The sequence below is a fragment of the Rhodococcus sp. T2V genome, from assembly GCF_029269925.1.
Lineage (GTDB): Bacteria > Actinomycetota > Actinomycetes > Mycobacteriales > Mycobacteriaceae > Rhodococcus_F > Rhodococcus_F koreensis.
The window spans coordinates 26,646-39,188 of sequence record NZ_JARJBD010000095.1; the positions used below are offsets into that span (position 1 = coordinate 26,646).

Consider the following 12,543-nt stretch of genomic DNA (forward strand, 5'->3'; position numbering starts at 1 on the left):
ACGACCGACGCTCTGGTGAGCGTCGACAGTGACCGGGCAATCCAGGTGAGCTCCGCGGCCTGTTCCCGCAGGCGATGCCCCGGGAGTGGAAGCTCACCCTTCGTCACACCGTGGTCTGACACCGGCGCGGCGATCCCGGGTCGGCCTCGGTTAGGCCAGCCACGCGGAAAGCGCGAGAGTCGCAGCATGCTGGAAATCGCGACTCACCCCGAGGAGACCAGCCCTCTTGCCGTATTGGCGGTCGGGAGTTCGAGGCATCGGACAGTTCGTACTCGACGCCGTGGGCTCCCGAGGTTCTGACGTCGATGTTGCCGGATATGGCGCTGCTAAGCGAATAGTTCAACTGACTGTGGAGACGAAACAATTGAGTGTACGACGAGCCCACATCGCCGGGGCCTACGAGCATCCCGATCGAACGATCGCCAACAAGTCCGTTCCCCAGGTGCACCTTGAGGTCGCACTGGGGGCCCTGTCAGATGCAGGGCTGACCATGAACGACGTCGATGCCTATTTCTGTGCGGGTGATGCGCCCGGCTTCGGTCCGCTGTCCATGATCGAGTACATGGGCCTTCGGAACGTGAGATACGCCGATAGTACCGAGATTGGTGGATCGTCTTATCTGTCGCATGTCGGACATGCCGCTGCTGCCATCGCTGCCGGCAAGGCGAGCGTCGCGCTGATCACTCTCGCGGGCTTACCGCGATCGGCCGTGACTGCGGAGAGGATGTCGCCAGGCCCTGAATGGATGTTCGAGGACGTCTACGGGCCTTCGAGTGCCCCGGCGCAGTATGCACTGGTCGCTCAACGGCACATGTACGAGTACGGAACCACGAGTGCGCAGCTGGCCGAGGTCAAGGTCGCCGCCTCGCATCACGCGTCGTTCAACTCGAACGCTTTCCTGCAGCGCGAAGTCACCGTCGAGGAAGTCTTGGAGTCGCCGATGGTCAGCGATCCGTTGCATCGTCTGGACTGTTGTGTCGTCACGGACGGTGGTGGTGCTCTCGTTGTTGTCTCGCCCGAGATCGCCAAACAGTTAGACCGACACAGCATTTCGGTACTTGGTCACGGCGAGGCACCCAAGCATGCAGACAATGGCCGTCTGGACCTGACATACAGCGGCGCCAGGTGGTCGGGACCCCTGGCCTTCGGCGAGGCGGGCGTCGCGGCAGGCGATATCGACTACGCCTCGATTTACGACTCCTTCACCATCACGGTGATCGAGACCATCGAGGATCTCGGATTTTGCGAGAAGGGCGAGGGTGGCCGGTTCGTATTGGACGGAGCGCTCTGGGCGCCCCACGGGAAGCTTCCCTTCAACACCGACGGCGGTGGCTTATGCAACAACCATCCGTCCTTCCGTGGCGGGATCACGAAGGTGATCGAAGCGGTCCGCCAGCTGCGAGGCGAGGCTCACCCGGCTGTACAGGTGCCCGATTGCGAGGTCGCGCTGGCGCATGGCACGGGTGGCTCGCTCGCCAACAGGATGGGCAGCGTCACGCTGATCCTCGGAAGGGACGCGGCGTGACCACCCTGCTTCCAGCCCCGTCGCCGATAATCAGCCCGGAGAACCAGTATTACTGGGACGCAGCCAAGGCCGGCAGGCTCGTGCTGAAACGGTGCCGAGACTGCGGAGTCGTGGTCTGGTATCCGAGGGCAATCTGCCCCGACTGCTGGAGTGCCGACACCGAGTGGTTCGAGGCGTCCGGTCGCGGCACTGTCTACACCTTCACCATCGTCCGGCGGGGAGCTGGGCCGTACGCCGAATGTGGGCCGTACGTCGTGGCATACGTCGAACTCGCGGAGGGGCCGCGGGTCATGACCAACATCGTCGAGGACGGTTGTTTGTCCAGGACCGAGATCGGTAGCGCGGTCGAGGTCGTTTTCCATCCGACAAGTGACGCAGTGACGGCACTGCCGCGCTTTCGACTGACGTAAGGAACAGTGACTATGGACAAAGTCGTAAACAGCGCCGCCGAGGCCGTCGCGGACATCAAGGACGGCGACGCCGTCGGAGTGTCGGGTTTTGGTGTCAGCCATGGCTTTCCGACCCACCTGATCGCGGCCGCGGCCGGTCGCGACGTGCGTGACCTGACATTGGTGACCAATTCGTTGGGTGGGACAGGCGTTGACGCCTTTCTTCCAGAAGCGTTCGTCAAGGCTGGACGCGTGAGCAAGCTCGTAGCGTCCTTCTCGGCCCGTGCGGGCGGTAAGGCTCCCTCCGCCGAGCGCGTGAGTGCTGTGAAGCTGGACATAGAACTGGTCCCGCAAGGGATTCTGGTGGAGCGGTTACGCGCCGCTGGCGCCGGTATCGGGCCCTTCTATAGCCCGGTCGGAGCCACGACCACCTTGGCCGAAGGTAAGGAAAAGCGCACTTTCGATCGCGACTACGTGTTGGAGCACCCGCTACACCTCGATTTCGCCTTGATCTACGCCGCCGTTGCCGATAGGGCGGGCAACGTCGCCTTTCTTGGAGCGAGTCAGAACCTCGGACCTAGCTTCGCCAAGGCGGCCAAGACAACGATCGTCCAGGTCGACAAGGTCGTCGAGGTAGGCGAACTGTCCCCGGCAGAGGTCGATCTACCTGGAATCTTCGTGGATCGAGTGGTCGAGAGCAGCGAACCGCGTGCCGCAACCTGGCCGCCCACACGGGACAATGACGAGCGACGACAGTACGGCGGCAAGGTCGGGTGGGCCCCTAGTGAGATGGGCGCACGGATTGCAGCACTTCTGCCTGAGCACAGTTACGTGAACCTTGGAGTCGGCCTGCCGACCCAAGTTTCCGATTACATCACCGAACGTGACATTGTCCTGCACGCGGAGAACGGTGCTTTGGGCTACCAGGACCGCCCGCCTCTCGACCAGGCCGACATGGACGCTTTCAATGCAGGCGGTGAGCCGGTCACTTTCGGTCCTGGAGCGTCGGTGTTCGACAGCGTGTCCGCCTTCGAGATGGCCCGAGGTGGGCACCTGGATGCCGTGATCCTCGGCGCCTTTCAGGTACAGCCCGACGGCTCGTTTGCCAACTGGACCACGCGCGAGATGGGCGGCGGCGCCATCGGCGGAGCCATGGACCTCACCGTCAACCCCGGAAAGCTGATCATCGCGATGCGGCACACGGAGCGCAACGGCCAGCCCAAACTGGTCAGCCAGTGTCAGCACGCCCACACCGACACCCGCTGTGTGGACTTGGTCGTCACCGATCTGGCCGTCATCGAACGAGACGAGGACGGGTTCGTCCTGCGCGACATGGCTCCCGGGTTCACCCCCGAGGAGATCATTGCCCTGACCGAGGCGCCGTTGAGGGTCAACCTCTGGGCCTGAGAGGTTCGGAATCGGAAGCGAGCAGAGAGCATCATGAACAACCATCGCAACGTGATCATCATCGGATCCGGTCCGGCGGGCTATACCGCAGGACTGTACGCGGCTCGGGCCAGCCTGGAGCCACTGGTACTCGAGGGCAGCCAGTTCGGAGGCGCTCTCATGAATACCACTGAGGTTGAAAACTTTCCCGGCTCTGCCGTAGATGTAACCGGACCAGAACTAATGATGAAGATCCGGGACCAAGCCGTGCGGTTCGGTGCAGAGCTCGTCCAGGATGACGTCATCGAGGTCGAACTGACCGGGCCGGTCAAGACGGTGAAAACTCCGGGAGCGCAGTACACCGCCTCGGCAGTGATCTTGGCAATGGGTTCGGCCTACCGCAAACTCGGAGTCGCCCGCGAGGAGGAATTATCCGGCCGTGGCGTGTCCTGGTGCGCTACCTGTGACGGATTCTTCTTCCGCGGCAAAGACATCGCGGTGGTCGGAGGGGGCGACACGGCCATGGAAGAGGCCGATTTCCTCAGTCGGTTCGCTTCGTCGGTGACGGTGATCCACCGTCGCGATTCGCTGCGCGCCAGCAAGGTCATGGCCGATCGTGCTGGTTCCAATGAGAAGATCCGCTGGGCGTGGAACTCAGAGGTGACCGGGATCCACGGCAAGACGTCGGTCGGTGGCCTGCGTGTGCGGAACACCAAGACCGGTGCCGAAAGTGACCTTGCGGTTGCCGGCCTGTTCATCGCGGTCGGGCACGACCCCCGCAGCGAGTTGGTTCGTGGCCAAGTCGATCTCGACGAGAACGGCTACGTTTTGGCTGGGGTCGGGACCCGTACGAATCTGGCAGGCGTTTTTGCGGCCGGCGATCTGGTGGATCACACCTACCGACAGGCCATCACGGCAGCTGGATCCGGCTGCGCAGCAGCCCTCGATGCCCAGCACTACCTATCGGACAACCCCCAGCTGACCGAATTGGCAATGGCCACGGTCACCGAAGCCACGAGATAGAAACGAGAGGTGGCATTGGGATGCCTACCCAGCCGGTCACTGATCAGAGCTTTGCCCAGGACGTCCTGCAGTCCGAGAAGCCGGTGATAGTCGAATTCTGGGCGCCTTGGTGTGGGTCGTGCAAGACGCTGACTCCGATCATTGACGAGATCGCGCACGCCTACGGGGACAAGGTCACCGTTGCGACGGTCGACATCGACGCAAACCCAGAAATCGCCACCCAGTTCGGGATCCTCTCGCTGCCCTCGATGCTGGTGTTCCGAGGAGGGGAACGGGTCAAGGCGGTCGTGGGCGTCAAGAAGAAGGCAGAGTTGATCAGCGAGTTCTCTGACTTGTGGTCCTGAGGCCGGCCATTTCACGATGATGCTGAACGCAGGAGGACCCAGCCAAATGGCCGAACGTCAAGCATCCATCCAGCCAGGGTCGGCGAACACGGACACAACATCTGCCACTTCGACGCGGGGTTGTGGATCGGTGAAGTCCCGAACCCGGTTCACGGAACGTCTTCGGCATGAGAAATCAATGGTCATTGACACTGACGTGTCTTGGCGTCGTGTGAGTACGCAGTAGCGAAATCGGAAAGATGGGAATCAGACGATGAATGACGTCGATGTGACAAGAGCACGGGAACTGCTGGCCGATCTCCGGGGTCCGCTCGAGAGCGATGGATATGCACTGATCGTCGAAGCCGATGGCCCCGGGCTACGGATTTCGGTCGAGGCCGGGCCAGATGCCTGTGCGGGATGCCTCGTGCCACAACCCCTCTTCGCGAACATCGTGACCAAGACCCTGGCCGACGGGGGACTCGACTTCGGTGGCGTCGAATTGAGCTATCCCGAGATGGAATCGCACTGAGGTGCCGCCGATCTCAGGTGTTTGCGATCGAGTGCGACGTCTATCTTCTCCCGTCAGGTTGCGAGCTCGGAACATTGGAGACAAGAGTATGCATCGGAGTATGCGCTCGGTGAGAACTGTGATGGCTGTCTTACTGGTCGCCGTGACGTTGAGTGCGTGCGGCTCAGGAGGGGGAGGCGCTTCGGCCAACGGCATCCTGAAGTACGGCTATCTCATGTCCGTACAGGGCATCAACTTGGATCCCGCGAAGGCCAACGGGTTCCACGAGATGGTGTACTACAAGCTCATTCAGGGCTCGCTGCTGCGCTACAACCAGGACGGCTCGGTGACGCCATGGATGGCCAAGTCAGTTGAGATTGTCGATCCGACGAGGGTGAAGATCTCGCTGCGCGAGGGCGTCACGTTCAGCGACGGTACGCCGTTCGACGCCGAAGCGATCAGGATCAATCTTCTACGGCTCCGTGAGCCGCTGACGCCGCAGGCCAAAGGAGGGCAGGGGGCGGGAATCAAGGTTCTCGACAACGTCGAGGTCGTCGATCCGCTCACCGCCGTCGCCACGTTGAGCAAGCCGCTCGCAGGCCTGCTCTACTCCGATCTCACGTCGGTCGCCGGTGTGATGGTGTCCCCGAAACAGATCGCGGAGGACCCTGACGGGATCAATACCAATCCGATCGGTGCCGGACCGTTCACGGTGCATTCGTATGCAGTTGGGCAGCGTCTTTCGGTCCGGAAGAACGAGAAGTATTGGGACGCCGAGAACATCAAGCTCGCCGGCGTCGACCTGGTCAATGCGCCTATCGGACCGCAACAGGCCAACGGCCTGTTGTCGGGGCAGTTGGACTTCGCGAGTTTCGTCTCTCCGAACAGCGCTGCGGCGGTTGACGCTGACAAGAAGTATTCGTCGAAAGTTCTCAACAGTACCAACATTTTCCTCAACATGTGCACCGCCAAGGCGCCGTTCGACAACGCGGACTTCCGCCAAGCGGTCCAGCTCGGGATCGACCGCGAGCGGTTCAGTGAACTCGCCTATGGAGGACTCGCCGAGCCTGCTTACGGCATGATTCCTGAGGGCACCGCTCTGTTTGATCCGGAGTTGAAGAATATTGTCAAGTACGACGCAGATGCAGCGAAAAAGCTTGTGGCCGAATCCGGGGTGAGTGATCCTTCTTTCCCGCTGGTCTACCCTGCCACTATCAACCTCGCGGTGGAGTCAGAGACGTTGCAGAGGCAATTGGAGGAAGTCGGCATCTCGAGCACGATCTCGGCCGAGCGGGATGTCTACAGCGGCTTCATGGTGCCCCAAAAGCCCGGAGCCATGCTTGTTTTCACGGTGGGGACAGCGCCTAACTATCAGCTTTTCAGTCAGTACTTCAACGGCCTCCAGGCCTTGTGTGGCGTCAAGCGCGACGACGTCATGGAGGCGCTCGCCCCCTCGGCGAGTTTGGCCTTGGATGATCCTGCGGCAAAGGCTGCCTACGACGAAGCCGGCAGGCTCATTGCCGATAACGCCGACATCATTCCGGTAGTCACGTATCCAAATGTGCAGGCCTGGAATAAGACTCGAGTCACCAATGAGCCCACATTCGACGCGCAGGGCTTCGCAAATCTCGATCAGTTGTTGGTAAGCAATTAGGCCGATGACGCTCTGGGTCAACGCCGGTTGGATGGGCTCGGTTGCGATCGAACCCTCCCGTCGGCGGTGGTGGGAGGGTTCGTCAGCCAGAACGTGGAAGGTACCGACTTGTGTTTCAGATGATCGCAAGGCGTCTGTTGGTTTCGGTTCCCTTGCTGTTCGCCATGTCATTCGTGGTGTTCAGTTTGGTGGCACTTATCCCCGGAGATGCAGCAACAACGATTGCCGGAGGCAGCGACGCCTCCCCCGAAACGATCGCGGAGATTCGTGAAGAGCTGAACCTGAACGATCCGTTTCTGGTCCAGTACGGCACTTGGCTCAAGGGCGCTGTGCAGCTCGACTTCGGTTCGTCGTTGTACACCAAGCGCCCCGTGAGTGAGGAACTCATCGAACGGCTCCCGGCGACGACCAGCCTCGCGGCAGCGGTGTTCGCGATCGTGATCCCCCTCTCGTTGCTTTTTGGCATCCTCGGTGGCCTACGCCCGGGAGGACTGCTGGATCGTGGGCTGATGTTCAGCACCAGCGTCGTGGTGGCGATGCCACCGTTTTGGATCGGCATGGTGCTCATCTCGATCTTCTCCGTGCGACTCGGGTGGCTGCCACCGTACGGATACACGCCGTTCTCAGAGGACCCGCTCGGCTGGTTCACGGGAATCATCATGCCTGCGGTAGCTCTTGCGGCGGCCGGAGTGGCCATCGTGTCACGTCAGTTGCGGGCGGGCCTGACCGACACAATGCGGTCGCCGTTCGTGCGGACCGCGTGGGCCAAAGGTGGAGACACGCGCCAGGTGGTCGTCGGCCATGCGTTGAAGAACTCTGCAATCCCTGCGGTGACTGTGCTGGGAATCTTGGTCGGCAGTATTCTCGGTTCGACGGTCATCGTCGAGCGAATCTTCAGCATTCCCGGTGTCGGAACATACATCATCGTTGCGGTCGGCAACATGGACGTACCGGTGATCCAAGCCACAGTGCTGCTCTTCGTGGTAGCTCATTGCATCGCGAATCTCATCGTGGACATCACATACGGCTATCTCAACCCGAAGGTGAGGGCAGCATGACGTCGAAGGTGGGCGGGTCCAGTGTCCTAGGCCAGATGGCGCGCCGCTATCGCCGCGACCGGTCGGCCATGGCCTGGACGGTCATCTTGGTGCTGATCATTCTGGCGTGCGTGTTCGGCGGGCTCATCGCGCCGTACGACCCTGACGCGCAACTGAGCATTGGTCCGTTCTCGGGGCTGTCGAGCACACATTGGTTGGGAACCGACGATCTCGGTCGAGACGTCCTCAGCAGGATCCTGGTCGGCGGGCGGGTGAGTTTGACCTTCAGCTTTCTCGTCGTTCTCTCCGCCATGGTGCTAGCACTGCCCGTCGGGCTCATCGCCGGATATGTGGGCGGAAGGTTGGATGCGGTCGTAATGCGAGTGATGGACGGCCTACTCAGCCTTCCGGCGCTGGTACTCGCCATCGCGATCGTCAGCATGCTAGGGCCCAACTTGCGAAACGCCGGCGTTGCGATGGCGATCACGCTACTCCCCGGATTCACACGACTGGTCAGGGGTCAAGCCCTCGCTGTCCGCGAGGAAGTCTTCATCGATGCATCGCATGCACTCGGTGCGCCGACTCGGTTGATCGTGTGGAGACATCTTCTGCCGAACGTGGCGTCGCCGCTCATCGTGCAAGTTTCTCTGTCTCTCGGGTTCGCGGTTCTCATGGAGGCCGGCCTGAGCTTCCTCGGCCTCGGTGTGCAGCCACCAACCGCGAGTTGGGGCACAATGCTGAGCCGCGCGAATGAATCGATGCTCACCCAGCCTTGGAGCATGATGGCACCTGGCCTAGCCATCGTCCTGACCGTCGTCGCCTTCAACGAGGTGGGTGAAGGATTGCGGTCGGCCCTGGGCGCATCGACACCGCCGAAGCGCTCCGCGCAATTGGGGCTAACGACGGTACAGCGGGCAAGCCACTCCACGACCGCGGTGGCCGACGAACAGATTCGCCGCGAGAAGGAGCCACTTCTGCGGGTGGAGGGACTCGCGATCGAGATGGGGTCCGGTACCGACCGGACGCAGATTCTGGACAATGTGTCGTTCTCCATCGGCGAAGGCGAGGCGCTCGGTCTCGTAGGCGAGAGCGGATCTGGCAAGACCGTCACCTCCCTGTCGATCATGCGACTGTTGCCATCGCCGCCCGCACGGGTCATCGGAGGATCGATCAACTTCGAAGGCCGAGACCTCCTGTCGCTGAACTTCGATGAGATGTCCGCGCTACGCAGCAGCGGCATCGCGATGATCTTCCAGGACCCGATGTCGAGCCTGAATCCGGCGATGACGGTCGGCGATCAAATCTCTCAGGTCGTGCGGTGGCACGAGAACATCTCGAGTCGCGAGGCCTCGGTCAGAATGCGCGAGACACTGGAACTGGTTGGGATTCCGCCGCGGCGAGCGGACTCCTACCCGCATGAGTTTTCCGGGGGAATGCGGCAGCGCGCCATGATCGCGATGGCCCTGGTCTGTCGGCCGAAGTTGTTGATTGCCGACGAGCCGACCACCGCCCTCGATGTCACCGTCCAGGCTCAGATCCTCGAACTTCTGCGCGAACTACGTTCCGAACTCAAGATGTCGATCCTGTTCGTGAGCCACGACCTGGGCGTGGTGGCCGACATCTGTGATCGCATCGCGGTGATGTATGCCGGGCAGATCGTCGAAGAGGGCAGCGTCAGCGACGTCTTCCGCGCCCCGAGCCATCCCTATACCAGGGGTTTGCTGCGGGCCATGCCAGAGGGTGCTGCACCACGGTCACCGCTGTTTGTGATCCCAGGCCAGGTTCCGCAGTTCTCGGAACTAGCGGGAGGATGTCGGTTCGCATCCCGGTGCGAATTTGCTGGGCCGGAATGTCAAGTGGACGTGCCGCTTGTCACCGCCGCACCCAATCGTAGCTCTCGTTGCGTACGAACCAAGGAAGTGATGAGGATGGACGCCCGATGAGGTCCGCAAGTATGGAGTCAGCTGCGACCGTGCCACTGATCGAGTTGAAGCACGTCTCGAAGGTATTCCCTGTGCGACAAGGGATCCTGCAACGAGTACGCGCGGAGGTGCAGGCTGTTGCCAACGTCAGTTTGCAAATCTACCCTGGCGAAACCTTAGGGCTGGTTGGTGAGTCGGGGTCGGGGAAGTCGACGCTGGGCCGCCTCGCCATGCGACTGATCGATTCTACCGACGGGGTCGTACGCTTTGACGGCGAAGATGTGACCAAGCGTCGCGGCAAGGGACTGCGCACCATGCGTGCAGGCGTGCAGACGGTGTTCCAGGATCCGTTCGCCGCCTTCAATCCGCTTCTGCCCTTGCGAGTCAGCGTGAGCGAGCCGCTCCAGGTCCACCGAGGTCAGAGCCAGAAAGAGTCCATGACGCGACTGCGGGAGCTGATGCCGCTGGTCGGTCTATCGGCCTCGCACCTCGACCGGTACCCGCGCGAGATGTCCGGCGGCCAGCTGCAGAGGATGGCGATCGCTCGCGCATTGACGGTAGAGCCGCGGCTAATCATTCTCGATGAACCGATCTCGGCACTCGACGTCTCGACCCAGGCACAGGTCATCAACCTCCTTGAGGAACTTCAACGTCAGTTGGGGGTCGCGTATCTGTTGATCGCGCACAACCCCGGGCTCGTTCGGCACGCCAGTGATCGGATAGCCGTCATGTACCTGGGCGAGGTGGTTGAGATCGGGTCGGCCGGTGACGTCTACGACGCGCCCAAGCACCCGTATACGCACGCACTGTTATCGGCGGTGACGGTGCCTGACCCTGATGTGCAACGAACGAGGCAGCGGATCATTCTGCGCGGCGACGTTCCCAATCCCGCAGACCCGCCGTCGGGATGCCGGTTCCACACGCGTTGCCCCCTCGCGCTGGACATCTGTAGTAGCGATGTGCCGGAGCCGTTCGTCCTGGACAACGGTGGTGTGGTGCGTTGTCATCTTCATACCACAGGGCCCAAGCTTGCCGGGCGGCCGATTGTCGACCTCGATATCCCCGCGGTACCCCAGACCATCGCGCTTTAACACCTTCGAATGCGAAGTGGGCGTGCCCGTTCTTGCCTGCCGAATGCATCCCAGTTTCGAGAACATCAACCCGGGGTGATGACGGCTCTCCCGACTTGTACAACTCGGCGGGGGGTGTCCCTATGTCCTCGGTCAAGCGACGCGGACTGTCTGCCACACTCAGCGGTGTGAAATCAGGATTGGTTCTCCTCGGAGTGCTGCTTCTCGTCGGCTGCGGAAGCAGCGACCCGCACGAATCGGTTCCCGCCACCTATGAGACGCGATCAACCTACTGGTTTGCTTCAACCCCGTAACCACGTTTGAAGAGATGGACCGAGAGGCCAGGGCCTTCGCGGAGCAGAAGAATCTCTCCATCGACGAAGTCGCTCGCAACAGTGTCAGGGAAGCCAGGGAGAACGTTTCCGTCGACGGCGTCTTCGGGGTGCCCTGCCGGTAGTTGGTCGCCCCATTTGCTGGGTCCGATTGAAACTGGTGTCGTACCCAGGGTCCGGGTCGTTTCGGTTTCAGGCGGCTGCCGGGGCTGGCTGCTGATATAGAGACTTGCTCTTGAGCATCGCGTAGAGCACGTCGCAGCGGCGTCGGGCCAGGCAGATCAGGGCGACGTTGTGTTTCTTGCCTTCTGCGCGTTTGCGGTCGCAGTAAGCGCGGCCCGTCGGGTCGTGCAGGGCCGCGAACGCCGACAGGAACAAGGCGCCTTTGAGTTTCCGGTTGCCGGTGCGGGCTGGGTGTTCGCCGCGGATCGAGGAGCCGGATCGGTGGGTGACCGGTGCGATGCCGGCGTAGGCGGTGAGGTGACCGGCCGTCGCGAAGCCCGAGCCGTCACCGACCTCAATGAGGATGCGTGCAGCGGTCCTGACGCCGATGCCGGGCATCGAGGTCAGGACCCGGGAAAGAGGGTGTTCATCGAGCATCCTCTCCACGTCCTCGGCAATGATCGTGTGTTGCTGCAGTGTCTCTTTCAGCGAGTCGGCGAGTTTCGGTGGAACGATCTCGGCGGCTGTGCTTCCGGCACTGTAACCGTCTGGGCGCCGAGGGCGGCGAAGATGTCCTCGGTCAGGCGGGCACCCATGCGTGGCGCGTGTTTGACCGCAATGGTGGTGATTCGCCATGCGTGGCGCGTGTTTGACCGCAATGGTGGTGATTCGGTGTCTGCCGGCGTTCCGGATCCCGGACGGACCGCCGAAGCGGGACAGGATCTCAAGGACTGCGGGGTGGCTGATTCGGGGACCGAGTGCCCCGCTCGAGGGCGGGATGGATGCCGGTGAGCAGTCCACGGATGCGGTTGCTGATCCGGGTGGAGGTTACCGCCCGGTGCTACCAGGATGTGATCACCGCATACGACCGACAGCAACGAGCAAGCGGGAAGCCAGCGATGTTCAAGTGCCTCAAACGAATCCGAACCGGCCCACCCTTGGGGCTGGAGGAGTTGGCGCAACTCGGGCGCCGCCTCTGGAGACATCGTGCGAGATCCTCGCCTATGGAAGGCTCGAGCATTTGCGTGGCATCGCCCTCAGATTCCGGAACCTCGATCACTACCTCGTGCGGTCGTTGATCCACTCCGGCCACTTAAGGAGCGGATCAACGCACTCCAATCGGCAAGGGCCAGTAAGTAGACGGCATTTAGATTCAATACCGTTCAGTTAGTGGGGTTTGCGTTACGATGAGGTGTGCCTCGGAGTGGA

The 12,543-nt window shown here is 61.8% G+C and carries 10 protein-coding genes and 2 pseudogenes; 11 read left to right on the top strand and 1 reads right to left on the bottom strand.

Going from position 1 to position 12,543, the window contains the following annotated elements; translation table 11 throughout:
- Window positions 1-349 precede the first annotated feature (349 nt).
- The 10 genes from P3H15_RS43765 (at window position 350) to P3H15_RS43810 (ending at window position 10,861) form a co-directional block, all read left to right on the top strand.
- Window positions 350-1,525, top strand: coding sequence for a thiolase domain-containing protein (locus P3H15_RS43765; RefSeq protein WP_276143010.1), 1,176 nt, complete (start codon window positions 350-352; stop codon window positions 1,523-1,525).
- Entirely contained in the window at window positions 1,522-1,935 is a 414-nt protein-coding gene (locus tag P3H15_RS43770) for a Zn-ribbon domain-containing OB-fold protein (protein WP_276143011.1), read from the top strand. The genes P3H15_RS43765 and P3H15_RS43770 overlap by 4 nt, the downstream gene beginning before the upstream one ends.
- A 12-nt stretch (window positions 1,936-1,947) precedes the next feature.
- Complete coding sequence (locus P3H15_RS43775) at window positions 1,948-3,321, top strand: 3-oxoacid CoA-transferase (protein ID WP_276143012.1); 1,374 nt, start codon at window positions 1,948-1,950, stop codon at window positions 3,319-3,321.
- A 33-nt stretch (window positions 3,322-3,354) separates the two neighbouring features.
- Entirely contained in the window at window positions 3,355-4,323 is a 969-nt protein-coding gene (gene trxB, locus P3H15_RS43780; RefSeq protein WP_276143013.1) for a thioredoxin-disulfide reductase, read from the top strand.
- Between the two features lie 20 nt (window positions 4,324-4,343).
- Window positions 4,344-4,667 (top strand): thioredoxin, encoded by a 324-nt coding sequence (gene trxA / locus P3H15_RS43785; RefSeq protein ID WP_276143014.1) that lies wholly within the window; start codon window positions 4,344-4,346, stop codon window positions 4,665-4,667.
- Between the two features lie 253 nt (window positions 4,668-4,920).
- Window positions 4,921-5,178, top strand: coding sequence for a hypothetical protein (locus P3H15_RS43790; RefSeq protein WP_276143015.1), 258 nt, complete (start codon window positions 4,921-4,923; stop codon window positions 5,176-5,178).
- Window positions 5,179-5,287: 109 nt separating this feature from the next.
- The gene (locus P3H15_RS43795) at window positions 5,288-6,811 is read left to right on the top strand and encodes an ABC transporter substrate-binding protein (RefSeq protein ID WP_276143016.1); all 1,524 of its coding nucleotides are present in this window, start codon (window positions 5,288-5,290) and stop codon (window positions 6,809-6,811) included.
- A gap of 119 nt (window positions 6,812-6,930) precedes the next feature.
- Window positions 6,931-7,869: an ABC transporter permease gene (locus P3H15_RS43800; RefSeq protein ID WP_276143020.1), complete on the top strand. Its 939-nt coding sequence runs from the start codon at window positions 6,931-6,933 to the stop codon at window positions 7,867-7,869.
- Window positions 7,866-9,791 (top strand): dipeptide/oligopeptide/nickel ABC transporter permease/ATP-binding protein, encoded by a 1,926-nt coding sequence (locus P3H15_RS43805; RefSeq protein WP_276143017.1) that lies wholly within the window; start codon window positions 7,866-7,868, stop codon window positions 9,789-9,791. The genes P3H15_RS43800 and P3H15_RS43805 overlap by 4 nt, the downstream gene beginning before the upstream one ends.
- A 29-nt stretch (window positions 9,792-9,820) precedes the next feature.
- On the top strand, window positions 9,821-10,861 hold the full coding sequence (locus P3H15_RS43810) for an ABC transporter ATP-binding protein (protein WP_276143018.1): 1,041 nt from the start codon (window positions 9,821-9,823) through the stop codon (window positions 10,859-10,861).
- Window positions 10,862-11,364: 503 nt separating this feature from the next.
- Here P3H15_RS43810 and P3H15_RS43815 read toward each other — a convergent pair.
- Window positions 11,365-12,160 (bottom strand): annotated as a pseudogene (locus P3H15_RS43815) (transposase); the annotation flags it as partial.
- A gap of 109 nt (window positions 12,161-12,269) precedes the next feature.
- On the opposite strand from P3H15_RS43815, the pseudogene P3H15_RS43820 reads away from it, so the two are divergent.
- Window positions 12,270-12,505: pseudogene (locus P3H15_RS43820) on the top strand (hypothetical protein); the annotation flags it as partial.
- Window positions 12,506-12,543: the final 38 nt, after the last annotated feature.

Coding starts and splice junctions, on each gene's coding strand:
- trxA (WP_276143014.1), top strand. CDS start 4,344: ATGCCTACCCAGCCGGTCACTGATCAGAGCTTTGCCCAGGACGTCCTG.
- P3H15_RS43790 (WP_276143015.1), top strand. CDS start 4,921: ATGAATGACGTCGATGTGACAAGAGCACGGGAACTGCTGGCCGATCTC.
- P3H15_RS43775 (WP_276143012.1), top strand. CDS start 1,948: ATGGACAAAGTCGTAAACAGCGCCGCCGAGGCCGTCGCGGACATCAAG.
- P3H15_RS43800 (WP_276143020.1), top strand. CDS start 6,931: ATGATCGCAAGGCGTCTGTTGGTTTCGGTTCCCTTGCTGTTCGCCATG.
- P3H15_RS43805 (WP_276143017.1), top strand. CDS start 7,866: ATGACGTCGAAGGTGGGCGGGTCCAGTGTCCTAGGCCAGATGGCGCGC.
- trxB (WP_276143013.1), top strand. CDS start 3,355: ATGAACAACCATCGCAACGTGATCATCATCGGATCCGGTCCGGCGGGC.